This window comes from Methylobacterium sp. CM6241 (assembly GCF_054817845.1).
Map to the genome: position 1 here is coordinate 4,373,854 of NZ_CM139246.1, position 25,355 is coordinate 4,399,208.

At 61.4% G+C, this 25,355-nt stretch carries 24 protein-coding genes and 4 pseudogenes; 17 read left to right on the forward strand and 11 right to left on the reverse strand.

The features are described from left to right. Window positions 1-2,713 precede the first annotated feature (2,713 nt). From ACYQR9_RS20490 to ACYQR9_RS20500, 3 genes are all read left to right on the forward strand, one after another. Entirely contained in the window at window positions 2,714-2,932 is a 219-nt protein-coding gene (locus tag ACYQR9_RS20490) for a hypothetical protein (RefSeq protein WP_461227850.1), read from the forward strand. A 232-nt stretch (window positions 2,933-3,164) separates the two neighbouring features. Next, window positions 3,165-3,296 (forward strand): hypothetical protein, encoded by a 132-nt coding sequence (locus ACYQR9_RS20495; protein WP_461227851.1) that lies wholly within the window; start codon window positions 3,165-3,167, stop codon window positions 3,294-3,296. 99 nt (window positions 3,297-3,395) lie between these two features. After that, a complete protein-coding gene (locus ACYQR9_RS20500) occupies window positions 3,396-3,635 on the forward strand; it encodes a hypothetical protein (RefSeq protein ID WP_461227852.1) in 240 nt (79 codons plus the stop codon). A gap of 316 nt (window positions 3,636-3,951) precedes the next feature. Here the strand turns inward: ACYQR9_RS20500 and ACYQR9_RS20505 are convergent. Next, window positions 3,952-4,757, reverse strand: a protein-coding gene (locus tag ACYQR9_RS20505; protein WP_461226995.1) for an IS5 family transposase whose coding sequence is annotated in 2 segments (ribosomal slippage) — window positions 3,952-4,427 and window positions 4,427-4,757 — 807 coding nt in all. Because the reading frame shifts where the segments join, the coding sequence is not laid out codon by codon here. A 250-nt stretch (window positions 4,758-5,007) separates the two neighbouring features. Continuing rightward, a complete protein-coding gene (locus tag ACYQR9_RS20510; RefSeq protein ID WP_461229857.1) occupies window positions 5,008-5,751 on the reverse strand; it encodes a thermonuclease family protein in 744 nt (247 codons plus the stop codon). Window positions 5,752-5,856: 105 nt separating this feature from the next. Here ACYQR9_RS20510 and ACYQR9_RS20515 point away from each other — a divergent pair, with 105 nt between their 5' ends. From ACYQR9_RS20515 to ACYQR9_RS20540, 6 genes are all read left to right on the forward strand, one after another. Further along, window positions 5,857-6,081, forward strand: a complete 225-nt coding sequence (locus ACYQR9_RS20515) for a hypothetical protein (RefSeq protein ID WP_461227853.1) — start codon at window positions 5,857-5,859, stop codon at window positions 6,079-6,081. Window positions 6,082-6,443: 362 nt separating this feature from the next. Next, window positions 6,444-7,199, forward strand: a complete 756-nt coding sequence (locus tag ACYQR9_RS20520; protein WP_461229858.1) for an IS6 family transposase — start codon at window positions 6,444-6,446, stop codon at window positions 7,197-7,199. A gap of 182 nt (window positions 7,200-7,381) precedes the next feature. Further along, window positions 7,382-8,047: a hypothetical protein gene (locus ACYQR9_RS20525; protein ID WP_461227854.1), complete on the forward strand. Its 666-nt coding sequence runs from the start codon at window positions 7,382-7,384 to the stop codon at window positions 8,045-8,047. A gap of 328 nt (window positions 8,048-8,375) precedes the next feature. Continuing rightward, the gene (locus ACYQR9_RS20530) at window positions 8,376-8,666 is read left to right on the forward strand and encodes a type II toxin-antitoxin system ParD family antitoxin (protein WP_156652631.1); all 291 of its coding nucleotides are present in this window, start codon (window positions 8,376-8,378) and stop codon (window positions 8,664-8,666) included. Next, window positions 8,663-8,968: a type II toxin-antitoxin system RelE/ParE family toxin gene (locus ACYQR9_RS20535; protein WP_461227855.1), complete on the forward strand. Its 306-nt coding sequence runs from the start codon at window positions 8,663-8,665 to the stop codon at window positions 8,966-8,968. Before ACYQR9_RS20530 ends, ACYQR9_RS20535 begins: the two co-directional genes overlap by 4 nt. A 129-nt stretch (window positions 8,969-9,097) precedes the next feature. Beyond that, window positions 9,098-9,994: a 3'-5' exonuclease gene (locus ACYQR9_RS20540; RefSeq protein WP_461227856.1), complete on the forward strand. Its 897-nt coding sequence runs from the start codon at window positions 9,098-9,100 to the stop codon at window positions 9,992-9,994. A 32-nt stretch (window positions 9,995-10,026) separates the two neighbouring features. Here the strand turns inward: ACYQR9_RS20540 and ACYQR9_RS20545 are convergent, their stop codons facing one another. Next, on the reverse strand, window positions 10,027-10,455 hold the full coding sequence (locus tag ACYQR9_RS20545) for a hypothetical protein (RefSeq protein WP_461227857.1): 429 nt from the start codon (window positions 10,453-10,455) through the stop codon (window positions 10,027-10,029). Then, window positions 10,448-11,550 (reverse strand): IS3 family transposase gene (locus ACYQR9_RS20550; RefSeq protein ID WP_461227858.1). Its coding sequence is split into 2 segments (ribosomal slippage): window positions 10,448-11,289 and window positions 11,289-11,550, totalling 1,104 coding nucleotides; the frame shifts between segments, so codons are not numbered across the junction. Before ACYQR9_RS20550 ends, ACYQR9_RS20545 begins: the two co-directional genes overlap by 8 nt. 64 nt (window positions 11,551-11,614) lie before the next feature. On the opposite strand from ACYQR9_RS20550, the gene ACYQR9_RS20555 reads away from it, so the two are divergent. Then, window positions 11,615-11,923, forward strand: coding sequence for a zincin-like metallopeptidase domain-containing protein (locus ACYQR9_RS20555; protein WP_461227859.1), 309 nt, complete (start codon window positions 11,615-11,617; stop codon window positions 11,921-11,923). 484 nt (window positions 11,924-12,407) lie between these two features. On the opposite strand, the gene dps is transcribed toward ACYQR9_RS20555, so the two are convergent. Beyond that, window positions 12,408-12,959, reverse strand: a complete 552-nt coding sequence (gene dps / locus ACYQR9_RS20560; RefSeq protein ID WP_461227860.1) for a DNA starvation/stationary phase protection protein Dps — start codon at window positions 12,957-12,959, stop codon at window positions 12,408-12,410. Window positions 12,960-13,165: 206 nt separating this feature from the next. Here dps and ACYQR9_RS20565 point away from each other — a divergent pair. From ACYQR9_RS20565 to ACYQR9_RS20580, 4 genes and pseudogenes are all read left to right on the forward strand, one after another. Then, window positions 13,166-13,556 (forward strand): annotated as a pseudogene (locus ACYQR9_RS20565) (DDE-type integrase/transposase/recombinase); the annotation flags it as partial. A 247-nt stretch (window positions 13,557-13,803) separates the two neighbouring features. Further along, window positions 13,804-16,092 carry an FdhF/YdeP family oxidoreductase gene (locus ACYQR9_RS20570; protein WP_461227861.1) on the forward strand — a complete coding sequence of 763 codons (2,289 nt, stop codon included), beginning with the start codon at window positions 13,804-13,806 and terminating at the stop codon, window positions 16,090-16,092. A 31-nt stretch (window positions 16,093-16,123) separates the two neighbouring features. Continuing rightward, a complete protein-coding gene (locus ACYQR9_RS20575; protein WP_461227862.1) occupies window positions 16,124-16,432 on the forward strand; it encodes a UBP-type zinc finger domain-containing protein in 309 nt (102 codons plus the stop codon). 112 nt (window positions 16,433-16,544) lie between these two features. Further along, a pseudogene (locus ACYQR9_RS20580) lies at window positions 16,545-17,261 on the forward strand (alpha/beta fold hydrolase); the annotation flags it as partial. Between the two features lie 287 nt (window positions 17,262-17,548). On the opposite strand, the gene ACYQR9_RS20585 reads toward ACYQR9_RS20580, so the two are convergent. Then, complete coding sequence (locus ACYQR9_RS20585) at window positions 17,549-17,815, reverse strand: hypothetical protein (protein WP_461227863.1); 267 nt, start codon at window positions 17,813-17,815, stop codon at window positions 17,549-17,551. Between the two features lie 860 nt (window positions 17,816-18,675). On the opposite strand from ACYQR9_RS20585, the gene ACYQR9_RS20590 reads away from it, so the two are divergent. From ACYQR9_RS20590 to ACYQR9_RS20600, 3 genes are read left to right on the forward strand one after another with little or no spacing between them, the layout of a single operon-like run. After that, window positions 18,676-19,692 carry an FUSC family protein gene (locus ACYQR9_RS20590; RefSeq protein ID WP_461227864.1) on the forward strand — a complete coding sequence of 339 codons (1,017 nt, stop codon included), beginning with the start codon at window positions 18,676-18,678 and terminating at the stop codon, window positions 19,690-19,692. Between the two features lie 8 nt (window positions 19,693-19,700). Then, window positions 19,701-19,901, forward strand: coding sequence for a DUF1656 domain-containing protein (locus ACYQR9_RS20595; RefSeq protein WP_461227865.1), 201 nt, complete (start codon window positions 19,701-19,703; stop codon window positions 19,899-19,901). Between the two features lie 3 nt (window positions 19,902-19,904). Beyond that, window positions 19,905-20,819 carry an HlyD family secretion protein gene (locus ACYQR9_RS20600; RefSeq protein ID WP_461227866.1) on the forward strand — a complete coding sequence of 305 codons (915 nt, stop codon included), beginning with the start codon at window positions 19,905-19,907 and terminating at the stop codon, window positions 20,817-20,819. Window positions 20,820-21,058: 239 nt separating this feature from the next. Here the strand turns inward: ACYQR9_RS20600 and ACYQR9_RS20605 are convergent. The 5 genes and pseudogenes from ACYQR9_RS20605 to ACYQR9_RS20625 form a co-directional block, all read right to left on the reverse strand. Further along, a pseudogene (locus ACYQR9_RS20605) lies at window positions 21,059-21,250 on the reverse strand (malate:quinone oxidoreductase); the annotation flags it as partial. Window positions 21,251-21,293: 43 nt separating this feature from the next. Further along, a pseudogene (locus ACYQR9_RS20610) lies at window positions 21,294-21,440 on the reverse strand (lyase family protein); the annotation flags it as partial. A gap of 551 nt (window positions 21,441-21,991) precedes the next feature. After that, window positions 21,992-22,855, reverse strand: a complete 864-nt coding sequence (locus ACYQR9_RS20615; RefSeq protein ID WP_461229859.1) for an alpha/beta fold hydrolase — start codon at window positions 22,853-22,855, stop codon at window positions 21,992-21,994. Between the two features lie 79 nt (window positions 22,856-22,934). Next, window positions 22,935-23,927, reverse strand: coding sequence for a cytochrome d ubiquinol oxidase subunit II (gene cydB / locus ACYQR9_RS20620; RefSeq protein ID WP_461227867.1), 993 nt, complete (start codon window positions 23,925-23,927; stop codon window positions 22,935-22,937). Beyond that, window positions 23,924-25,336 carry a cytochrome ubiquinol oxidase subunit I gene (locus tag ACYQR9_RS20625; protein ID WP_461227868.1) on the reverse strand — a complete coding sequence of 471 codons (1,413 nt, stop codon included), beginning with the start codon at window positions 25,334-25,336 and terminating at the stop codon, window positions 23,924-23,926. The genes cydB and ACYQR9_RS20625 overlap by 4 nt, the downstream gene beginning before the upstream one ends. Window positions 25,337-25,355: the final 19 nt, after the last annotated feature.

Here is a 25,355-nt window from a genome sequence, read left to right on the forward strand (position 1 = left end):
TGAAGACAAGGGGCCTTCGACAGGGGGATATGATGACCATTCCCCGAGCAACCACCCAACCAACGAGAAGGGTGGTTACGGCGCAGGGTAAGAGCAGAGCACCTTCGTAATCTTGCAATCAGTTTCATAGTTTGAGTGCCATGAGGCTATCTCACTGATAACGTCACCAGAACCTGTTTTTCCGCAATTCATGGAGAGCGCTATGGTCGACAGTAACCAGCCTAAACCCGGTAACGAAGCTTCACCTGGCACGCCTGGAACGGGCGAAAATTTATGCCAGAAGTGCAGTGGCACCGGGAAAACTGGCTCAGACTCATGTTCTGAATGCAACGGAACTGGGAAGGTTATAACCGGGATCGGCGGTGGTTAAATTTTCAGCCACCGAACTTGAAACCCGCCAATCTATTGCTTGGCGGGTTTCAAGGCTCTGGGCTGCGATATCAATCAGCCAATTTTTAGTTTTATAAACCTCCGTTGCCACCGCTACCGCCACCCGCACTGCCGTTTGGCACCGAGCGCGAGGGCTGATTGGCATTGCCACCAGCAGCGGAGTCGCTGGTAGCCGTTTCGGCACCAGTCGCCCCACGCGAAACTGTCACGTCGCGGTCATTGCCGGTCGTGTTCGGCTGGTTCTCAATCACAACTCCTGATGTGCCCGGCTGGCTTGGTGCTACGCCCTGGGCAAGTGCAGGGACGGTGAAAAGCAATGCAGCAGAAGCGAAGAGTAATGTTTTCATTGGGTCCACCTGATCGGGCGAGAAAACGCCCTGTGATTGGGTAACCAAGCGTGCCCAATATGGTTTCACACTAAGGAATTGCGCAGTCTTGAGGGGCAAAAAATGCTTATGCTCGCCCCATGCCTCGCCTGTCCTGCCAGAAACCTCTCAAATGCCATGCCCAGGGCCGCGGTGGGCCTTGTCGCCCATGTGATGCCGTCGCAATTGCTCAACGCGCCGTAGCGCTAGGTGAGCGCATTCTCGCCAACCGGGCCGAAGGCCGGCCACCGTATGCACCTCGTGGCGACAAGCATCAGACAGATCGCGACGTAACGTACTGAAGGCTTTCGACATAGAATAAGCGGCCTCGGCCTCAAAGAGGGCTGCCACGGCCCTGCCGAGCCGGTTGGGCACGGCCTCGTTAATCATGACTGGGAATACCATCTACAACACGCGGGTCGCTCCGACGACGGCCGCTCGTGATGCCGGCGCCCACCGGCTTTTGAGCACTCAATCCACCGGTGAGAAGCGCTCAATAAAGCGCAATCCGTCCCACAACTCGACTACCCGTCCATCCACCATATGACGTGCAAGGACAGACGCTTTCTGATCGTTGACGGCAGAGAAGACCCGAGTACGAAGGGTCCTCCCGTCAAAGTCGAGCAACCGAGCGCTATAAAAATGCGGCTCCGGCATCAGCGGGACAAGCGGGCGACTGGACACGGCTACGCTCTCCTAGGGGAAGCGGGAGCGCACGACTCTCTCAGTCATCGGTGCCGTAGGGCCATGACCGACGATATCCAACCTTAGCCGTTACGTATGGAATTGCACAGAGATCATTGCCGCTCCGTTGGGCATTACGCTTCATAAGACAGGCGACGTTATCGAACGCTGGCTCCTGAGAGTAATTTCTCGACAGTTGCCAGGGCGTTTTCGTGAGCCTTAGCTTCCGAGGGCAAGCTGCGATCTGAGCGTTGGACAAGCTTCCCATTCTTGCGAAGCGCCCACTGATACGAGCTACCCTTTGCCTTCGGTGGAAGGATCTCGATAGTGTATGGGTGGATCGACGTCTCGTTCATCGTCGCACCATGCCACGGCCGCCTGGCCGCAGCGACCCTGGAATCGGGCTTACATCCAACTCCCTTCGTTGACCCGTCCCCTAATTGTCTGCCGCTCCGCCAAAGCGTGAGCGTGGGCTATCCCAGCAGCGAGGGCTACGGAGGCGGAGGGGTAGGAACTCGTGGATCGGTACGGATGGTAGCCGGCTGTCGTGACTGACCAGCGGAACCGGCCCCTTTCGCTCCGGCAGGCCGAGACGGCCACGCTATGATCGGGCAACGACGGAATGTGCATGTTCATGTCATGCCACGTTGGCCAATCCTCACCAATGCCGGCTCGCTCCCGTTGGAACGTACGCAGGTCGACTGCCCTCGCGCCGCATCCGGCACGCTGCAGGTTCAGGATCCGTGTTATGGTGATGCCTGTTCTTCCTTGAAGGTCATCCAGCCATGGACGTCGTCCTCACTCCTGTAGGATCCGCCGGCCAAGCATGGGACTTGAAAGATCGCCTCGGGCGAAGCCTCGGCAACATCTCAAAGACCGGGGACACTCCTGAAGTTCAAATTCAGCCGGACGCTTCGAGCATATTAAAGAGTGTGAAGAGGGAGCATTCCTCTCTAGGCGACGCCATGTCAGCCATCGCCCGCGTCACTGCTGGAGCCTGCACGCTCGATAGCGGAGACTGGAACTGAAATTGTTTTGTCCCATCGCGAGCCGATGGCTGTTTGGCCGGTTCTCTCTCCGCTAACCGCTTCAGTCCATCCTCCGGTCGAGCCAAGTTGCGTATCGGTTCTCGTCGTGTGGACACGACACGCTGCACCCCGCCGGCCTCGTGATCAGATCGAGGCGGCGGGGCTGCCCTTAAGCGTGCGTCCTGTTTCGTACCCACCTTCGCAGGAGCTTCACGCGCGCCGTAGTGCATGGCATCGGCATGAGCCATGCCGAAGAAGCAAGATCAGTTCGCGCACCTCATCGCTGTTCGCCAGTTCGACGGATCGGACCACGTCTATGCGATCCTGGCGGACACAAAAGACGAAGCAATCAAGATGGTCGCCGCTCAGGACCCTGAGGGACCGGCACCACGCTATGCCGGTGCGTTTGGCGCTCAAACTGTCGAGCGCATCGGCCTGAAGGTCGGCGAGGTGCGGAAGATCTGAGCTGGCTGCTTGCCCATCCCCCCAAACTGCCAAGGTGCGCTAAGGAATGAATCTGCTAAGTCCTGCCAATCATCGAGATCAAATCAGCGGCCGATGACCGAGAGCCCTATGTGCTCCCGTCTGGCGTTGGGGTTTGCGTATGTCCGATAACACTCAATCACGATCTGAGGCGCCTAGTGAGCGCCGTGCGCCAGTCTATCGAGTAATCATCCTCGCGAAGAATGGGGACGTCGTGAGCGGCGCTCGCCTTGCTGCAGAGGATGATGATCGCGCCATCGAAGCTGTCAAGGCGATGGTGGATGGCCATGCCGTAGAACTATGGGACGGCCTTCGCTTCATCGAGCATTTTCCATCCGTCGATTGAGATCAGGCAGGGAAGCAACTCAAACCCCGGTTCCTTGTTTTCGCGACAACGATGTGAGGCGAAGGGCTTCCATTGGTCCTCCACGAGATCGGCCCACCCGTGTCCAGCTACGAACACCATCTAGATTGGCACGCCGCTCGCCATCAGGTTCCACATTACCGGGCCATTGTCTTTGACACCCAATGGCAGGCAATCGGATCGTTCGACATCAATGCAGTCTCCGACGAGGAGGCCCTGTTCCTTGCACGAGAATGGGTCGGCACGAGCCCGTTTGAACTTCTCGACGGAATGTCCGTGCTGGGGCAGTTCACCTATGAAGGCCTGAACAACGGCGCTTAGGTCTCTGCGATAGCGTTGACGGCTGCGATCCAATCTGAGGGACAAGCTATGTTCTTTTTCTTTTCAAACCGGCTTGGTTGTCTTGGTTCTGTTATTATTTCTGTCGTTCTTACACTAGTCGTTCTGGCGCTGTTTCGCGCGTTTTAGGACGGCTAGGGATATTCATCGAAACAAAATCTTACGCGAAATCTATTGTAGTGACAGATCTAGGCTTGTCATGACCGTAAGACCATTCTGGTCTGTCACAGTAAACAGCACAGCATCAGGATCACGGCCCAGCCCCACGATGTGACCAATCGCTGCCTCCTTAGAGCGCCTAACAGAACCGTTTGATCTGGTTGAGAGTGATGAGGCTGGTCGCGAGGCTGGTGAAGGCCTCGTAGATGTCTGCACGTCGCTCGTAGCGGACGGGCAAGCGGCGGAAGCGGTTGAACCACGCGTGGGTACGCTCGACGACCCAACGATGCCGACCGAGTTTCTCGCTGCTTTCGATACCCTTCCGCGCGATGCGCGGGACGATGCCCCGCGCCCGGCACTCATGGCGGCGGGGTCGGGCATCGTAGGCCTTGTCGGCGTGCAGCTTGTCCGGACGGCGTCGCGGTCGCCCTCGTCGACCACTCCGCAGAGGCGGAATGGCATCGAGGGTGGCCGCCATCATGACGGTGTCGTGTCTGTTGGCCCCGCTCAGGCAGAAGCCGAGCGGCGTGCCGCGCGCGTCGGTGACGAGGTGGCGCTTCGTGCCCGGCTTCCCCCGGTCCGTCGGGTTCGGGCCGGTGGCAGGCCCCCTTTTTTAGCCGGGACAGACGCGCTGTCCAGGCAAGCCCGGTTCCAGTCGATCTCACCCGCTGCGTGCAGGCGCTCCAGCAGCACGTGATGCAGGCGGCTCCATACGCCCGCCGCTTGCCAGTCCCGCAGCCGCCGCCAGCAACTCATGCCGGAGCCGCAGCCCATCTCGGCCGGTAGCATCTCCCACGGCAGACCCGAGCGCAGCACGAACAGGATGCCCGTCAGGGCGGCCCGGTTCTCGATCGGACGACGCCCGCCCTTCGGACGGGGCCGAGGTGGCGGGAGGAGCGGAGCGATCTCATCCCAGAGATCATCGGGGAGAAGCGGTCTGGCCATGCCAAACCAACGCTGAACTTCCAGCTTCGTGCCGTTCTGTTAGACGCTCTTAGCATCCCCTATCGTATCGAACCTCTCAGGCAAGAGGTACATCTGCGTTTCCGCCTCACCGGTCGGGGAAGGGGGATCGGCTAAGGTGATTTCTACAGCGTAAGGCATGACTGATTTTGCCACAGTGGGCCAACCCCTCCAAGGCCAGGTCAACCCTGTGGAATTTTGAACTTACTGCTACCTTTCTTCTCTCCCTGATCTAAGGGTTCTGGTCGCTCAACCTGCGGGACGCCCTCCACCCGGCCGCCCTCGCCTCATCCTCTGAGCAGAACATGCGCTCGCCGTCCTTCTCGCTGATCCGGGTCCGGTCATAATCGCGCGATCCGGGGACGTGGAAGACCCTCTCGCCCTTCCGGCTGATGTTCCCCTTGATCGCGCAACCACCGGCCACGGGGGCCGGCTGCGGAGGCGCCGGCGAGGGTATGAGACCATCCGGGCCGCCCGGCGCCGCGAACCCCATGGTCATGGCGCGCTCGCCCTTGCGCCAGTCCCCCGTCGCCGTGAAGGAGCCGGCCCATATCCCGAGCTTCCCCGCCTTCGCGGTGTCCTCGGCCGGGACATAGTCCTCCGAGTACCGGCGGTAGGCGATGGCATGCCCCTGCGCGACCATCCAGCGGTTCAGGTCCTCCGCGCCTTTCCGGCAGACCGCGACGGTGCGCCCGTACTTGTCGGTATCGCGAGGATCGCAGGAGACAGGCGTGGAGCCGATCCGATCGGCCAGCGCCAGCGCAGCAGCCTGCCCGCGTCGGAAGGCCTCCCCTGCCCTTCTATTGCAAAGCTGGCCGCTCTCCGGCGCATCAATGCCGTGAAGGCGGATGCGGGTGCCGCCGATGTCGAGGGTGTCGCCGTCTACCACCGAGGCCCGGCCGGTGATCGGCTTGGCCGCGAACGCAGGAGACAGTGACAGGACGAGGACCAGAGCGGGAAAGCGGATCGATTTTATCAATACCGGCTATTGATTTGATCTGTTGGAATGATGGTGCACTGCACCGCATGTCCCTCTCATGAAACGGGGTTCAGACCCCGAAACTCTTGAGGGATAAGTACCGTGACCGTTCGTAAAATTGTGCTCGCCGCTCTCGCCGCCGCCATCCTGACCGGGACGGCGATGGCTGAGGATCGCATCAACATCACCCCGACGCTCTACCGTGAGCAGGCTCGCGTCACGGCATCGGTTCGTCCGGCCTCTGAGCTGACGACCACGCCGTCCCTGACCCCGCGTGCTCCCGCGACTCGGCGCCTTGTTGCCGACGCAGAAGCCTCGGTTCGGTAAGACGGCTTCCCGGCCGGCCTGGTTTCAGCACCAGGCCGGTTATGGCTAACCTTTCATTCTTACGGGTGCCGTCAGCCAGCGCTGCGGTGCTCGGCCAGCGCCTGCCATCTGTCGCGGTCGCGCTCGACCACGGCGAGCCGGACGCGTAGGCGCTCGATCTCGACGTGCAACTCCCCGGCATCCACGGCAAGCTCGATGCACTGATCCTGCGCTTCTGCGAGTTGGGCCCGCAGCTCAACGTTCTCGATAGCGATACCAAGAACACCGGCGGCTTGCTCGTCGCGGGCCTGTCGCAAACGCGCGGCGTTTACCCCGCGTTGACCATACGGCCTGCATGGCGCTTCCGTTCTCGGAGGCCACCTTTGATCTTGTCCGCCATCGCCGCCAAGCTTAAGCAGCGTGCCAAGAGCGACTTCAAGGGTCGGCATTACGAGGCGGCGCTCATTGTGCAGGCGGTCTCATGGTACCTGCGCTATCCGCTGAGCTACCGTGATATCGAGGAGCTGTTCCTGGAACGTGGCATCGAGGTCGATCACAGCACCCTGAACCGCTGGGTTCTGGCCTATTCTCCCCTGATCGAGAACCGGCTGAGCCAGTTCCGCAAGCCGCACTGCGGTTCGGTCCGGATCGACGAAACCTACATCAGGGTGAGCGGCGAGTGTTGCTACCTGTACCGAGCCGTCGACAAGCACGGCAATCCGGTCGACTCCCTAATCATCGCCAACCGGGATCTCGACGCCGCCAAGCGCTTCTTCCGCAAGATGCTCTCAGCTGAGCCCCTCTTCGCTCCGGACCGCGTTGGTACCGATGGCGCCGGCACCTACCCGCCGGCCATCACGGAGAGCCAAAAGGAGGAGGGCCTGCTGCCTCGCGTGCCGGCTCACTACGTCACCAAGCACTTGCAACAGGGCATTGAGAGCGATTATTTCCGGGTCGAGAAGAACATGCCCCGGATCGGCGGCTTCCACTCCTTCCATACGGCTCGGCGCATCATCCAGGGCTTCGAAGCCATGCTGTGGCTGCGCAAGGGCTTCGGCTTTGCCGGCACGTGGACCGTGTGCGAGCAGAATGGGCTGCTCGCGCTCTGCTTCGGACTCCCAAAGGCGAACAAAGCGTGAAAGCGCGACGGTAGAGGCTCGTCTGCGCCTCACGTCCGAGATTGCGACACGCCCCGCGCCCTAGGGGGTCAGCCAAACGTGACGGAGCTTTTCAACAGGAATTACAGCCGCACGTCGCTTCGGGGATTCTCTATCCCCAGATCCTCCTTACTCTGGGTTGCCTTGCTTATTTGGAGGCAACTTTGCCACTCCAGGACATCTCTCTCCGCAAGCTTCTCAAGATCGGGTTTTCCGATGCGAGCGCTCGCCGAACCGCCCTGCGCACGGACATCCGTGAGGAAATTGCCCGAGAAGCTGGTGATGATGAAGGCGGTGGCGATTTCTACGCGCCGTTTTGGGCAGATGCGAAGGCGCACGTTTTTGGAACTCTGGATCTACGTCAGGCCGTTGATGAACGGATCACTGCGAATTGGAGACGTACCAATCTCTATCGCCAGCTCAGAGACGGATTTTTGCAGTGGTGGGGCGATCGTCGGCGCCTGACCAATGTGCCAATTCAGGCCGGGCCGGTTTTGAGAGCCCGTTTTAACGTCGCTGGGTTGGCGGCAACGGTGAAGGTCGACAGCATTCTATCTGCCACGGACGGCGCAGGTACCAACCGCTATATCTATCCGTACTTTGCTCCAGAGCCTGAGCTCGATGAGGATGCAGCGCGGATGGGCCTTTGGCTACTCGGACAAGCGTTACCGGATGCGCCGCTGCACGAGATCCGCATTCTGGATGTCATCAGGGGACGGACATTCTCAGTCCAGCGAACCCCGCTTCGGGGTGATGAGGAGCAACGGTTCCGGCAGATGTATGAGGCTCTGATCCACGAGCGTGCCGCGCTGCGCAGGGAGTACGATTGATCTATCGGCAACCATTACCGGAATGGCCGAGCGCTTGCCTTCGGGAAGCAGATCCGCGCTCTGGGTGTTGCCGCGACGCCGCTCGGTAACCGGGGGGCAGCAGTTGTACCCTGAACGGAAAAACCCCGCCCAGCCCCAGGCTGAAGCAGGGTTTCCCAATGACGAGAGGCGGGGGTCGCCCACTCGCCTTCTGGGTGCCAAAACATGGTTAACGAAACGTAACCATTGGGATTTCGGGTCTGTGTCACAACAGGAGGGACCGGCGCCTGACACTGTTAGACAGTGATTATCACTGTGTGTTATGAAGTTACAAATAGGAGGCCCGATCATGGCAACGCCCAATGGTCAGATGACCGTCACCCTCACCCGCGAACTGGAGCAGTACGTGCGCGACAAGGTGCGCGCCGGCGCCTTCGCCACCCCCAGCGAGTACATCCGCGACCTGGTGCGCGAGCGTTACCTCGCCGAGCAGGACCATGAGGCCAAGCTGCGGGCGCTGGACAGCGCCTTAGCCGCTGGCATCGCCGACGCCGAGGCTGGTCGGGTTGTGCCGGTGCAGGACGCGTTCGCGCGGATCCGAGCCGCCCTCGGGATGGTCGATGAGAGCAAGCGCCCGTGAGGGTCGTCCTGACCGAAAAGGCGATCGCGGATCTGATCCGCATCGGCCGGTTCATCCAGGAGGACAACCCAGCTCGCGCCGTGACGTTCGTGGAGGAGCTGGAGCAGCGCTGTCAGGGGCTTGCTGGTATGGCGCGGGCCTTTCCGCTGCTGCCCGGCCGGGAGCAGGCCGGCATTCGTCGCCGATCCCACGGCAACTACCTCATCTTCTACCGGCTCAGCGACGCCGAGGCGTTGGTCGAGGTGCTGCACGTGCTCAACGGGGCGCAGGATTACGACGCCATTCTCTTTCCAGCCGGGTGACCGGCCGACCCCTTGTGGATCTCCAACGATCACGCTGGTCAGATCACGTGACCTGAGCCTAAGCTTGGTCCGATGACGGCCGGCTTCAGTGCCGTCTGCCCCGGAGAACCAAGCAGGACGCACCAGACCGTGAGCCAGCCCCTCGACAGCATCGCCGCCGTGCTCGAAAGCACGGGTGATTACCGCGTGCTGCGCCGGCTGGAGCCCCTGACGGACGCTCCGGATGTACCTAATGAGCCGACCTTCATCGGCCTGGTCCTCGACACCGAAACCACCGGCACCGACTACGCCACCGATGAGGTGATCGAGCTTGGCATTCTCAAGTTTGAGTATGGCGCCAGCGGGCGCATCTACCGGGTGCTGGAGACGTTCAACCAGCTGCATCAGCCACGCAAACCGATCCCGGCCGAGATCACCCTGATCACGGGCATCACCGATGCCGACGTGGCCGGGAAGCGCATTGATGACGCCGCGGTGCAGGCGCTCGCCGCCGACGCGGCGGTGGTGATTGCTCACAACGCCAGTTTCGACCGGCAGATGTGCGAGGACCGCTGGCCGGTGTTCGCGGAAAAGAACTGGGCCTGCTCCTGCCATCAGATCCCGTGGCGTGCCGAGGGCCATGAGGGCATGAAGCTCGGCTATCTGCTGATCGACTACGGGTTCTTCTACAAGGGCCACCGGGCGATCGACGATTGTCATGCCCTTATGACGCTCCTGTCGCGTCCGCTGCGGGCTTCAGGGCGCTTAGCCCTGTCATCCCTGCTGGAGACCGCCCGCAAGCCGACCGTGCGCCTGTGGGCGCAGGGGGCTGCCTTTGAAACCAAGGATGCCTTGAAAGCTCGCGGCTTCCGCTGGAGCGGTTCGCGGCGCTGCTGGTACATGGACTGCGATGAGGAGCAGCTGGAGGGCGAGCAAGCCTTCCTGCAGCAGGAGGTGTTTCAGCGGCCCGTCGCCCATCTGCCGGTCGATCGGATTACCGCGCGGGACCGGTTCTCAGCGCGAACCAACCCCCTAAGCTGCAGCTGAGTAACCAGCTTCCTGGAGGCATATGCCGCGGCTCACACGGGATTTTCCGTGACCTCTTCAGCCTTCATCATCTCTTGTCCTGCTTTGACGTTATTGATGTTTTGACGCTCTGATTTGCAAAATTTGCGAAGGTGCTCAAAGGTCGTCGTGCTGGATATTCCTGCTTCAAGTTTTTTCTTCCAGGGCTCAATTAGTTCAATGGTGGCTATTGAGTCGCGAATTTTTTCTCGTGCTATCTTGTCCGTTACTTTTGAAAAAAGTTTGCCATGTAAGGCTGCAGCCTGAAGTTCCAGAAAATTGGCAAACTCATAAAATGTCTTGTTTTGCTCATCTTCATTAGCAGTATTGAAAAGAGCATTCTCATGTTCTTTGGTGATCCGCCCCCATTGAAGTGGTCCGCCCTTTGGTATGGCTTTTGAGCCTGTGGAGTTGACCCCGTTTGTGGTCCACGGCCTATGCAAGCTCTCGGGCTGTGACAGCTTGGTCGGCGAAGGCTCGGGGCGTCAAGCCGCCCAGGGCCGTGTGGGGGCGATCTTCGTTGTAGTGGCACCTCCAGTCCTCAATGCGCTCGCGAGCATCCGCTAGCGACAGGAACCACGAAGCGTTCAGGCATTCCGCCCGTAGGCGGCCGTTGAACGACTCGATGTAGGCGTTGTCGGTCGGCTTGCCCGGTCGGGAGAAGTCGATCTCAACTCCGTTCAGGTAGGCCCACTGGTCGAGCATGCGACCGGCGAACTCCGGCCCATTGTCGACCCGTAAGCTCTTGGGCCGTCCCCTCAGCTTAACCAAGGTGTCGAGCGCCTCGGTCACTTGGTAGGCGCGGAAGTTGGCTCTTGGTGTGAGTGAGAGCGCCTCTCGCGTGTGGCAATCGACGACGGTCAAGATCCGGAATGGACGTCCGTCGAAGATGCGGTCGGATACGAAGTCCATCGCCCACACCTCATTGGGCCCACCGATCCCTGGTCGACCCTGACGATAACGCCAAGCTCGCTTACGCTTAGGCAGCTTTGACCGGATCGATAGCCCCTCGTCGCGGTAGATCCGGTAGGTGCGCTTGTGGTTCACCTCCCAGCCCTCCCGTCGCAGCAGGATGTGCAGCCGCCGGTAGCCGTAACGGACCCGTGCGGCGGCCAGCTCCTTCAACCGCATCCGCAGAGCGACTTGCGGGTCGGCTCGCTTCCTGTAACGCTGGGACGAGCGGCCGAAGCTGGTGGCCTGGCAGGCCCGACGCTCACTGATGTCGTAGGTCACCTGCAAGTGACCGGCGACTTCACGGCGAACGGCGGGCCTCACCACTTTCGTTTGAGCACGTCCTGCAGCATCGAGCGGTCCAGCGTCAGATCGGCGACCAGCCGCTTGAGCTTGCTGTTCTCGTCCTCCAGCTGCTTGAGCCGTCGGATCTCCGGCACGCCCATGCCGACGAATTGCTTCTTCCAGCGGTAGAAGGTCGGCTCGGAGACGCCCATCTTCCGGCAGACTTCGTCCACCGAAGCGCCGTTCTCCGCCTGCCGCAGGGCGAAGGCGATCTGTTCATTCGTGAAGCGTTTGCGAGGCATGGCATCCACCCTCCTTCAGGGTTCAGGATGCCCGAAAAACTTGCGCTCAGCGCGGACCAGTTTGGTGGGTCAGGGTCAACCCCACCGCCTTGCCCGCGACCTCACCGGCCGCTTCGGCGCCCGCAGCTACGCAGCAGAGGAACTCGTGGCCAAGCTTGGTGCCGCCTTCATCCTGGCCGATCTCGGAATTGCCCGCATCCCGCACCCCAACCACGCCGCCTACTGCGCATCCTGGGCACCCCTCCTACGCGCCGACCCCCACGCACTCGCAACCGCCGCCACCCAGGGCTCACGTGCCGCCGACTACCTGGCCGCCATGCAACCCGGCAGGCCACCTCAGAGCAAAGTGGAGCCGCCGACTGTCGCCAGCTGATGCCCCCATAATTCGAGCCTCTGTTCAGCCAAGCCCCCCCTGAACCGTCCACAGAAACGGGGCAATCCCACACATCCTACAAGGCCATCTGCAAGGCATGGTTCGCCGAGCTCAGTGCTTCAGATCAAACCCGCTCCAACAAATGCCGGGACCAAACATCCTAGCACCTTGTTGAGCGTTGGCATCGATCTTCGTCTCGTCGGTATCGACAAGTTGCCGGTCTTTTCGGATCACCCGTCTCAGGCCTTTGAGTTTGGGACGTGAGCTTATCTTCGATTGAGAAATCTTCTCTTGTGAAAAACGAAATCCTTGTTGGGCAGTTTCTAGCGGTCTTAGTTCATCGTCCCCACATCACTCGCCTCTCTAATCAAAGAATCCCAGTCCGTTACGCGAGTTCTAACAAAATCGAGGCGTCAAAAGGTAATTTTTGGAGGGGAGGCGCTAGATAAACGCGCCTCCCCTCCGTTTAGAAGGCTAATCGCGATCAGCGCTTCCCAGCGTGGTCGCCGTCGCGCATCCTGCCTGTTGGCTCTTGTACGTGAGCTTCGAGGAACCACAGCTGTTTATCTACTCCGCGCGAGACCTCGGTGAAGAGATCGGCCGTGCCGGCATCGCCCGCCTCGTCGGTGTCCTCGATATTTTGGCGGACAGCGTTCGCATAGACCGCGTAGCGGTCAATCAGCGCCGCGAGGTGGTCGGCGATCCCGTAGGCGTCGAGGGGATAGGGGGCTAGTTGTGAGGCCGCTACCACAGCAGCTGCGGTGCCACACGCCGTACCGCCGAGCTGAGTGATACGCTCGGCCACCTTGTCGTTGTAATCGTCCAGCTCGTCGCGGAACCCATCTAGCATCAGGTGAACGCCGATGAACTGCGGGCCCTTCAGGTTCCAATGCGCCTGCTTGACCGCTAACGCCAGATCGATTCCGTCCGAAAGTCGCGCATTGAGCGCCTCGGTCGAGACCTTCTTTGCGTTGGATTTCGTGTTGTTCTGGGTCTCGTGAAGCCGCTGCCCTGTGCTGGAATTCGTGTTCGCCATGGAAAGTTCCTCGCGGATTTGGCGGATGGCTGAAATCGGATTCTCGCCGCGTGATGAGTTTAATGTGATCCGGTGACGCACGTCTTGAAGGGCAACCGGTAAAACTGGCCCTCGCGCACGGCAACAAGCGGATGTACGGTTGATCACGAGCTCCGAACGCAACGCAAGATCACCAAGCTTGGGAGGCGGCACCGACCCCTCCCAGAGCGGGCTGCCCGCTCGACCGGGTCAAACGACAATTCAAGGCACCACGCCCGGAGGCACTTTGTGTCTCGAACTTTACCTACGTGTCGACCTGCTCGGACTACGTCTACGTAGCTTTCGTGATTGACGCCTTTGCCCGCCGTATCGTCGGCTAGTAGATCTCCCGAACCGCCCATGCGGCCTTCATGCTCGATGCTTTGGAGCACAACCTGCATGAGCGTCGTCCCGTCCTGGGCGGGGCATGTGCACCACTGAGAAAGGGGCTCGCAATACCTTGCGCTGCGCTACACAGAGCGGTTGGCCGAGGCGACCGTTGAGCCGGAGCCATCCGTCAGTGATAGCTATGGCAGCGCCCGGGCCGAGACGATCAACGACCTGTTCAAGACCGAGGTCACCCAAGGCTCACGTGCCGCCGGCTATGTTGCCATCGCGCAACTATGAACGGAGGTGTAAGATAAGCGAAGAGACGCCACCGGCGCACCCGAGAATGTTGGGCCAGTCTGATCCATTAACCCCAGTGAGAAGCCACATCCTGGGAGGCAAGCTGATGCAAGAGCTCAATCCTGCAATTCGCCATGGATAAGAACAAGAATTCAGGGCTACGATCTGATGAACTCGCCGATAGAAGAGAGGCGAGCTCATGAGCACGACCAAGACAATCCGACCCTATCGAGCAGCTGCTGGCGGATGGGGCGCACTCAAGGCAACGGGTGAGGCACTGATCGCGCAGCGGACGCCTTTTAAAGGCTCCAAAACGCTGTTGCAGATGAACCAGCCGGCCGGCTTCGATTGCCCAGGTTGCGCATGGCCCGATCCAAAGCACACTTCGTCCTTCGAATTTTGCGAGAACGGTGCGAAGGCTGTTGCTTGGGAGGCAACGGCGCGGCGCTGCACGCCGGATTTCTTTGCCGCACATACTGTTACTGAGGTTGCAACATGGAATGATTACGACCTTGAAATGCAAGGTCGATTAACGCATCCAATGCGCTACGATTGTTTATCTGACCGATATGTCCCTATCGCTTGGGATGAGGCATTCAATATTATCGCAGAACGACTAAACGAACTGGATAGTCCGAACGAGGCAGCATTTTACACTTCAGGCCGAACTTCGAACGAGGCGGCTTTTTTATATCAACTCTTCGTACGTGCGTTCGGCACCAACAACTTTCCGGATTGCTCGAATATGTGCCACGAACCAACAAGTGTTGGTCTACCGGCATCGATCGGGGTCGGAAAGGGTACGTGCCTGCTAGAGGATTTCGATCTCGCAGATGCGATTTTCATCTTCGGACAGAACCCCGGCACTAATTCGCCCCGCATGCTGACAAGTCTGCGCGACGCTTCACGCCGGGGTGCCAGCATCATCTCATTCAACCCGTTCCGTGAGCGGGCCCTGGAGCGGTTCCAGGCCCCACAATCGCCGGTGGAAATGCTGACCCTCGGATCCACGCCGATCAGCAAGGCCCTCTACCAACTGCGCGTTGGAGGTGACGTCGCGGTTCTGAAGGGAATGATGAAGGCCCTGATCGAGGCAGACGACGCGGCGCGGACCGCCGACCTGGCTGCCGTCCTCGATTGGGATTTCATCGCTGGGCACACGCACGGTTTCGACGAGTTGGCGGCCGACCTTCGTGCCACGGCCTGGACCGAGATCGAGGCCCGGTCGGGTCTGACGCGCACCGACATTCGCACTGCGGCCGATGTATATGCGAAAGCCGATCGCGCCATCCTCGTCTACGGCATGGGCATCACCCAGCACCGCAACGGTGCTCATAATGTCCAGCAGATCGCCAACCTCGCCCTGATGAGAGGCAATGTCGGCCGGCCCGGCGCCGGGATCTGCCCGGTTCGGGGGCACTCGAACGTGCAAGGCGACCGTACCGTCGGGATCACGGAAATCCCGACGCCTGAGTTTCTGGCCCGGCTTGCGGAGCGCTACGGGTTCACGCCCCCATCGCAGCCGGGGCACAACGTCGTCTCCGTGCTGGAGGCCATGCTCCGCGGGGACGTCAAGGTGTTCGTCGGCCTGGGCGGCAACTTCGCCGGGGCAATCCCGGATCACGGGCGTACCCACGATGCGATCCGTAGGCTGGATCTCACCGTCCAGATCTCCACGAAGCTCAATCGCGGACACCTCGTCCACGGACGCGACGCCCTCATCCTTCCGTGCCTCGGGCGGACTGAGATCGACAGACAGGCGACCGGACCGCAATCCGTCACGGTCGAGGATTCCATGTCGATGGTTCATGCCTCAGCGGGGCGCAACGAACCCGCCTCAAGTGACTTGCGCAGCGAGCCCGCCATCGTTGCGGGCATGGCCCGAGCAACCCTCGGCAACCGCATCAAGGTCGAATGGGAGGCCCTCGCCGGGCATTACGACCTGATACGTGACGAGATCGAAGCGATTTTTCCAGCGTTCCGAGGCTACAATGCTCGCGTCCGGCAGCCCGGCGGCTTCCATCTCACCAATTCCGCACGCGAACGGATCTGGGCTACGTCCACGGGGCGGGCGAACTTCCTGGTGACGCCCGGTCTCACGGAAGACCTGCCGTTCGACGCGCCGGACGGGCTCTGGCTCACGACAATGCGCAGTCACGACCAATACAACACGACCCTCTACTCGCTGTCCGACCGCTATCGCGGGGTCTATGGCCAGCGCGACGTCGTCTTCCTCAACGCGACGGAGATGGCCGTCCGGAATCTTGAAGCGGGAGACCGGGTCGATCTGGTCACATTATCCTCCGACGGGATTGAGCGATGCGTCCGAGGCTTCACCGTCGTGCTCTACGCGCTCCCGGCCGGGTGCTGCGGTGCCTATTACCCGGAGACCAATGCGCTTCTGCCGCTCTACGCTCACGACCCGGTCAGCGGAACGCCCTCCGCCAAAGCTGTTCCGGTTCGTCTCGTCCGCTCCACCCCCGATTGAGTGGTCCCATCCTTCTGCCTCGAGGTCCCGAATGTCACCCATCTGCACGCATGCTGATGCGATCCGTCACGTCCACCCGAGTGCCAAGGGGTGCGAGGAATGCCTGCGGATCGGCAGCGCATGGGTTCACCTGCGGCTGTGCCGGACCTGCGGCCATGTAGGATGCTGCGATCAATCTCCGCACCGACACGCCACTGCGCATTTCCGAACGACAGGCCACCCTATCATCGAAGGCTACGATCCTCCTGAGGGATGGGGCTGGTGCTACGTCGACGAGGTCATGCTAGATCTCGGCGACGACATCACGCCACAGGTAGGGCCGATACCGCGCTATTACTGAGCGCCATGCCTGTACGAAATGTTTGCTTAGCTCACGCAGGCAATCCGGCGTTCCTTCTTGGATGGCGTGGTCGTCCAAGAAGCGGCGTAAATCGTCAAGCCGATTAGTCCTGCAGATGTTGTTCTTCTTGCAGCACGGCTACCGCGTCGTGGCGCGAGACCGTCGCGGCCATGGACGCTCGGTGCAGGTCGGTGGCGGCCACGACATGAAACACTACGCCGCCGACGCCTTCGCGGTGAGCGAGGCGCTGGACCTGCGCAACGCCGTGCATATCGGTCATTCCACCGGCGGTGGCGAGGTCGCCCGCTCCGTCGCCAAGCACGGCCAGCCTGCCGGACGGGTGGCCAAGGCGGTGCTGGTCTCGGCGGTACCGCCGTTGATGGTCAAGACGGAGGCCAATCCCGAGGGCCTGCCGATCGAGGTGTTCGACAGTTTCCGTACGGCCGCCGCCGCAAACCGTGCGCAGTTCTTTCTCGACGTCGCCAGCGGACCCTTTTACGGCTTCAACCGCGACGGCGCGACGGTCCAGCCCGGCGTGATCCAAAATTGGTGGCGCCAGGGCATGATCGGCAGCACCAAGGCCCGTTATGAGGGCATCAAGGCCTTCTCCGAAACCGACCAGACTGCGGATCTCCGGGCCATTACGGTCCCGACCTTGGTCGTGCATGGCGAGGACGACCAGATCGTTCCGATCGCCGCCGCGGCGTACAAATCGATCAATCTTCTGGCTCACGGCACGCTCAAGACCTATCCAGGGTTCCCACACGGCATGCTTTCCGTCCACTCCGATGTCCTCAACCCAGATCTCCTCGCCTTCGGGAAGGGCTGAGATCGGACTGTCCCGCGGGCGCCGCGCGATGGCTTGTGTTGCGGCGACTGCGCGGCCCGGGTGTGTCCCGGAGACCTTGATGGGCGCCGAGAATGGTTTCCCGAGCGACCTCCGATGACGACGATGGAGGTAAATGAAAGATCATGTAGTGCCGACGCGAAACTTCAGTGAGCACGGCCAAACCGAGTTCACTGAGGTTTTATCGATATTGGCGTTGCCGGACGAAGAAGAGCGGATTGTGCGAGGCCCGCGCTGAATGTCCGCGCAGGCCTCGCAACCGGATGGAGTCAGCGGCGCCGAGAGTTGCGATGGCGTTTGGCGCTGCTCTTTTTCACCGGCGTCATGGCTTTGCTGCGGGAAGGGTTCGCTGTTGTCACGCCCCTCGGCCGTCCGTTGCCCTGAGACGCGGAATCAGCATCCAGTCCGTCCCCCGGGCTATCCATCTGAGCCAGTTCGACTCGGCGATCATTCGGCTGTTGTGTGCTGGTCTCTGCCATCGCGGGGGCCGAGAGCGTCACCAGCGTCGTTAAAGCCAAGGCTTGAATCGTTTTCATCTGTCATCTCCGAGTTGATGGTTGGTTGAACACGGGGCCGGATGTTGTCTGCGACCGCCCACCGAATCCGTGCGATGGGGAAGGGGCCGCAGCGAACGGGACATACTGTTCCACCCAGGGATGGCCCCCGGGACTCAAGGCATACGCCTAAGCTCTCGTTCGGCTCGCTTCAGAGCGAGACGGCACAGGGCAACGTTCCCTTCTTCCGAAGCCTGGCGGGCCCGCGCAAGGGCGCCGAGGGCGCTCTCGCCGCCATCCCATGCGCCGTACCGGCTTTCTGCTGCGGCGATCGAGGCCGGCGTCGGCTGATGGCTACGCGTCGCCGAACGGCTTTCCGGGGCGGACGGCCCCTTGGCCGCGTGACGAGCGAGGGCGCCGTCGATCCGATCCTGCATCCGAACGATGCGGGCCCCGCAAACACCTGGCGGCGTTGCGCCCAAGCGCCCCGGCCAGAGCAGAACGACCAGGGTGACCGCGAGGGGCATCGTGGTCCAGCAACGCTCCACCTTTCCCGTCTCCTGATCTCAGAACGGCGCGACCTGAGATCTATCCGTGCTCCAGTCCGATTTCTTGTACAAATCGGACAGGATTTGAAATCCGCCTGGGAAATGGTCGAATCGTCCAATGCGCGGCAACGCCGGTAAAGAATTCGACCGGCAATGTCGCTGAATTTGCACAGCTCGTAGGCGATACCGATCATGTCGCATGCCACGGCGACGAATTCGGCCTTGGCGACGGGAAGATCTGATGGCTCATCCGAAGACATCGCGCTCACCTCGAAGGCAGGACATGTCTCATGCCGGCGTGAGCCCACTTCCCGACAGCTGCGCCGCTTGTCAGGCACCCGATGGTCCGTGCCGATGTCCCTGAACGGCACCGGCTGCGCCTTCGGTATCCGGACTGCGCTGACCGCTCTGGCGGTCCTATGGCTGGCCATGTGGCTCCAACTCGACACCCCCCGCTGGGCGGCCTGGACGGTGATGTCGCTAGCGCTACCCACTCGCGGACAGGTCGGTCTCAAGGGCCTGTGGCGGATCGGAGGGACGATGCTCGGGCTCGTCGCAGGCGTGGCGGCGGTGGCCCTGCTGGCGCAGCAGCCCGTGGCCATGGGCTTGTTCCTGGCCGTCTGGTGCGGGCTCAATTCCTACATAGGCGGTCGCCTTCCGGGGCTCGCCTCCTACGGGGCCGCCCTGTCGAGCCTCACTGCCGCCCTCGTCGTGGCTTTGAGCGCATCGGCGCCGCTCGACATCTTCGAGACGGCGCTGATGCGCGGCGTCGCCATCATGATCGGCGTCGGCGGAGTCTACGCCGCCAGTGCCCTGGCCGAGAGCCTGGAAGGGCCGCGCCCCGGACCGGCCTTTCCGCTGGGACCTGCACCGGGCGAGCCGGAGGTCCTCGCCAACGCGGTCCGCGCGGTCCTAGTGGTGGGCGCGAGCTGGGCGATCTGGATCGCCACCGCCTGGCCGTCTGGCGGCATCTTTGTCACCTTCGCGGGCGTTACCGCCGTGATCTTCTCGACCATGCCAGACGCAGATCGCCGCGCGCGGGCCTATCTTGGCGGGGTCATTATCGGCCAGGCCGTCGGCCTTCTCGTGCGCTACGGACTCCTTACTGCGCCATCCTCCTTCGGGCTCCTGGCGGCAATCCTATTTCCCTTCCTCTTTATCGGCGCGGTGGGGATGACCGATCCGCGCTCCACAGGCCCGGCCCTCGGCTACAACCTCTCCTTCCTTATCGCCGTCGAGCCGCTCAACCCGATGCAATACGACCTCGCCGCTTCTTTAAACGAGAGCTTTGCGATCTTTGCTGGCCTCGCCTTCGGCGCAGCGGCCTATGACGTAATCCTGCCCGAGCGCGTTTGGAGATTGTCCCGGTGATTCTGCCAATGCGTGAGATCGACGTGATGGGGGTGCTCATCTCACCCTTCGCGCTCTGCCTGCCCATGGCGGTCGCGGGCACCTGGGCCTTGATCGCCGTGTTGCGGCGGATCAATCCCGCCGCGCTGCCAGCGCGCGGTGCCCTGCTTGAGCTTGCGTTGTTCACGACGCTGCTGTCCGGCCTCGTCCTCCTGCTCAGACGGAACTGATCCATGGGATCGCCCGACAAACCCGTCCCCGCCGTGCCCACGGCCTTCGGGCTCTTCGCCGTCGCGGCGGTGGTCGCCCTGTCCGGCCTCTTCGCCTGGGCGGCCTGGAGCTACTATTTCGACACGCCCTGGACCCGGGACGGCACCGTGCGGGTCTACACCGCACAGGTGGCACCTGAAGTGTCCGGCCGGGTGACGGCTGTTCTTGTCGCGGACAACCAGGCCGTACGCAAAGGCGACGTCCTATTCCGGATCGATGATCGCGACTATCGGATCGCGGTGCGTCGCGCCGAGGCAGCGCTTCGCGAGGCCACTGCCCAGGCGGTGAACAGCCGCGCCGAGGCGGATCGTCGAAACCGGCTGAGCGACCTCGCAGTGACTGCGGAAGATCGCGAGACCTACCAGAGCAAGGCGGAGGCAGCCGCAGCGAGCGCCGAGTCCGCCTCCGCCAATCTCGACCATGCCAGAGTTAATCTCGACCGCGCCGAGATCCGCTCCCCGGTCAACGGCTATGTGAGCAACCTCCTTCTCCAGGCCGGCACCTACGCCACCGCGGGACAAGCCATCATGACCTTGGTCGACTCGGACACTTACTGGATCGCGGGCTATTTCGAGGAGACGCAGCTGCGGGCGATTAGCGTCGGCGCGCCCGCTCGAATCGTTCTCATGGGCTATTTGGATCGCGTCATCGATGGGCGTGTGGAGAGCCTCGCCCGCGGCATCATGGATCCGAACGCCGCTCCCGGCGTGGCTGGCCTGCCCAACGTCAATCCAGTTTTCACTTGGGTCCGGCTCGCCCAGCGCATCCCGGTCCGAATCCGGATCGAGCGCCTGCCCGAGGACGTGCATCTTGCCGCCGGCATGACCGCGACGGTGGATATCCGCAGCCCCGCTGGGACAGTCAGGCCGACACCCTGACGCCGTCGGACTGCAATGGCCGAGGCGCCGGACCGCCGCCGCAGGGAGACGGCCGGACGCCCCCGCCACGATCATCACGGCGGATGCGGCGAGGTTCTTATGCGACTTCCGCAAGATCCCTTCGGCAGGATTCTCTCGGAAAAATTCCTTCGGGAGGGTGGATGGCGCCTTCACTCCGACGTTGCGCGGGCTCGTGCGACCAAACCCACTTCGATCAGGCAGATCCAGTTTCAGCCGTCCTAAATCTGCGGGAGGGGCGCCGTCTCAGCACGGATGCGCCGGCAGGCAACGGCATCTGTCTTCAAGTCGATGCCGTAGGTCGCGATCATTCGCGTCAGGGCAAGCAAACAGGTATCGGGGCTCAGCCGGTCGGCAAAGCAGCGCTCCAAAACCTCGGGGGCGATGAACGCTGCGGTGGAGCCCCCCGGCGAGCCGCGTCATCTGCGGCAGGACAAAATTGTTGATGGCCGCCGCGGAGGTGATGTGCATGGCGGTTGGGATTGTGTCGTTTGAAGATTGGCCCATGTCGACGTCGTCGTTGGGGCCGATTGGATGCCGACTTCCAAGGCCCCCGCCGAGCAACTGGATTGACCGATTCGAGATCACTTCGTTGACGTTCATGTTGGATTAGGTGCCGGCCCCCGTCTGCCAGACAAACAGCGGATGGTGCGCGTCGAGAAGCCCCGCGGTGGTCTCGTCGGCGGCGCGCAGGATCGCGTCCCGCTTCTATGCCGCAAGGCGTCCCGCCTCGGCATTCACCAGAGCGCATACTTTCTTGACGATACCGTATGTGTGGTAAACCGCCTTCGGCATCTGGTCGCCGCCGATGTCGAAATGGCGGAGCGAGCGCTCGGTCTGCGCTCCACAGTAGCGGTCGGCCGGAACCTCGACCTATCCCATCGAGTCGAATTCCTAGCGGATTCCGACGGCCGACAATCCGATCGGGATGTCCTGCATCGTCGCGATGTCCGCCCCCCTCATTACTATTTCCATCCCTTATCACATTCGCATTTAGCAAATTCCATTACTTCACAACAATGCTAATGTCTTACCCAATAAATAAATTTATATAATATCTTTCCTATATATATAGTTATGCTTATAAACAGGCAAAATCCATGCGTTTTGTTTGCTTTTGATAAGGGTAAAGGCATCAAAACAGTGTTTATTGGTCAGCCCTCCCAGTCTTTGAGAAAATCGAGCAGTAAGTGATTGACTTCAGCCGGCTGCTCTTCGTGTGGAAGGTGACCGCAATGTTCGATTGCGACGGCACGAAGATCGTCGGCCATCTCAGCCCAGACCGCTGCCATGTCGAACATCTTACCAACGGCTCCAAAATCGGCGCCCCAAAGGGATAAGACCGGGCAGCCGATCTTGACGGCTGCATCCATCTCGTCCTGAGCATTATCCTCAGCGTTGGCTCGGTAATCCGCCATCGACCCGCGCACCGCTCCGGGCGCACGATAGGCTGCCACATAGGCTTCGAAATCTTTCCCTGTGATTGTATGCGGATTGAAGCACCAGTCCGAGAAGAAGTGTCGAAGCCAGATATGCTCACGACCGGCGATCAGCGCTTCCGGGAGGTCCGGAACGAGGTGGAATGCGAAGAACCAATATGCTCGCGCGATTTGCGCATTCATGCTGCGTGCTACGATCCGAGTTGGCACGTTGTCCATAACGACCAGCCGCGCAACGCGCGCCGGATGATCCTTGGCGAACCGCGTCGCAACACGGGCGCCTCGATCGTGTCCGACCAGCGCAATCTGCTCGATACTAAGCGAGTCGAGAAGCTTCACAAGATCCAGAGCCATGTTACGCTTATCGTAACCTGACGCGGGCTTCTCCGTTTCTCCGTATCCTCGCAGGTCAGGCGCGATGATTCGAAAATGCTCGGCAAGAACCGGAATTTGATGGCGCCAAGCGTAGCTCGTCTCCGGAAATCCATGGAGCAGCACGACAGGGGGACCCGCTCCTGCCTCGAGAAAATGCTGCCTTATGCCGTTGGCGTATACCGTATGATGATGGACTGTGACCATCACAATTAATACTCTCATTGCTCGAGAAGCAGATCGGTTCGGCGAGTAATAAACGATCAATTATAAAATCAAATCTGGCTTAATACAGTTCTTTATCGGGACGTACCCGACCGCGGAAGATAAAATACACGGCGGCGGTGTAGGCGAGGGTTAGAGGTAGGACGAAGAGGCCGGCACCCCAAAATAAGAAGCGCAGGGACGATTCAGGCGCTGCCGCCTCGGTGATCTTGATCGTGAAGGGAACCATGTATGGCAGGAAGGAGAGCGCCAGCGTGGCAAAGGCCGCGAGGAAGATGACGGCGCCGGCGGAAAACAGCAGCCGATCGGCTCCTCTACGCAGGCCGAGCGCCATGGTGGCGAAGGCGGCCAGACCCAGCATCGGAAACAGGAACAGAACCGGCCGTTCGCCCCAGCGATGGATCACCGCCAAGTCGAGGATGGCGGCATGCAGGAAAGCCGCGACAAGGAACACAAGGAGCGCCCCCATAAGGCGGGGCAGGATGTGCCGGCTGAAGGCGCGAACGTCGTCAGCACCCTTTCCCGCGAGCCAACATGCGCCGATCAGCGCGTAGCCAATGCACAGGCCGACTCCGCAGAGCAATGCGAATGGTGAGGCCCAGGCGAAGGGCCCGCCAGCATAGCGCTGATTCTCCACCACAAGCCCTTCGACGATGGCGCCCACGGCGGTGCCTTGGATGAACCCGGCGGCATAGGATCCAACAACGAAGCCTGCGTCCCAGACCGGCCGCAGGCGTTCGGACTTGTAACGGAACTCGAAGGCGACGCCGCGCAAGATCAGGCCAGCCAGCATTACGAGGAGCGGCAGGTAGAAGGCCGAAAGCAGGAGCGCGTAGACGGCTGGGAAGGCTCCAAACAGGATCGCCGCCGCCACCACGAGCCAGGTCTCGTTGCCGTCCCAAACGGGGGCGATGGCGGCGAGCATCTGCCGGCGGCGGCCTTCATTGCCCGCGAAGGGAAACAGCATGCCGACGCCGAGATCGAAGCCGTCGAGGAGGACGTAGAGAAGGAGAGACAGCGCCAGCGCTCCCGCCCAGAAATCCACGAGTGTCATTCGCCGGCCTCCAACACGTGTGGCACGCCCGGGCTTGATCCGGGGATCGAGAGCGGACGTTTCGGATTGCTCGTGCCGGCGCCCGAGACGGCCGTCGGGATCGGTCCGGCGCGGAGCTGGCGGTAGATGATGTAGGTGCCGAAGGCGAAGATGAGCGCGTAGACAGCGGCGAACACCGCGAGGCTGGTGGCAACTTGGGGCGTCGTCAGGAACGGCGTCACAGCGTCCGCCGTACGGAGCTGGCCGTAGACGACCCAAGGCTGGCGTCCAACCTCAGCAGTGAACCAGCCCGTCAGGGTCGCCACGAACCCAAGCGGAAACGAGAGGAACGTGGCCCAGAGGAACAGCCTGGCGCGCTGGATGCGCTCGCTCAAGCTGAGCCACGACCCGAGCCAAGCAATGCCGAGCATGAGGAGGCCGCAACCGACCATGACCCGGAAGGCGAAGAACGGGATCAGCACGGGCGGGCGTTGGTCCTTCGGGAAGCTCTTGAGGCCAACTTCCTTGGAGGTGAGGCTCATCGAGCCGATGAGGCTGCCGAGGTACGGAATCTTCAGGGCGTAGTCCGTCGTCTCCGTCCGGTCGTTCGGCCAGCCAATCAGGATCTCGGAGGCCGGCTGCTCGTTCTCCCATCGCCCCTCAATGGCGGCGAATTTCGCGGGCTGCTTGTCATGGACGTAGTCGCCGGTGAGATGCCCGAAGCCGATCTGGATCGGCACAAGGATCGCGGCGAGCCGCAGGGCCATGGTGAGCATAACCCGGCCCTCGTAAGCCCCGCGTTCGCGCAACATGTACCAGGCCCCCGTCGCCGCGATGCAGAAGGCAGAGGTCACGTAGGCCGCGAGCATCATGTGCGGAAAGCGCACCCACACAACTTCGTTAAAGATAATGGCCGACCAGTCCGTAGGGACGAATACGCCGTCCGATCCCATCGCGTATCCGGTCGGCCACTGCATCCAAGTGTTGTTGACGAGGATCCAGAACGACGAGAGACTAGTCCCAAGCGTCACCATCAGGCAGGCGACGAAGTAGACCCAGCGCGGCACTCGATTGCGTCCGAACATAAGGACGCCGAAGAATGCGGCCTCAAGTGCGAAGGCGGTAAAGCTCTCATAGCCGAGGAGGGGACCCTGGATAGGCCCGGTCCGCCGAGACAGCTCGCTCCAGTTGGTGCCGAACTGGAAGGCCATGACGATGCCCGAGACCACCCCAAGCCCGAAGGCAACGGCAAAAATCTTGAGCCAAAAATCCGAGAGGCGACGATAAATGCCGCGACCCGTCACGAGGCCGCAAGCCTCGAGATAGGTGAGCCACGCTGCAAGCCCGATGGTGAAGGCCGGAAAGATGATGTGGAAGGAGATCGTGAACGCGAACTGGATTCGCGACAGGAACAGCGGTGTCAGGTCCACAAGCACCCCCTTATGGATG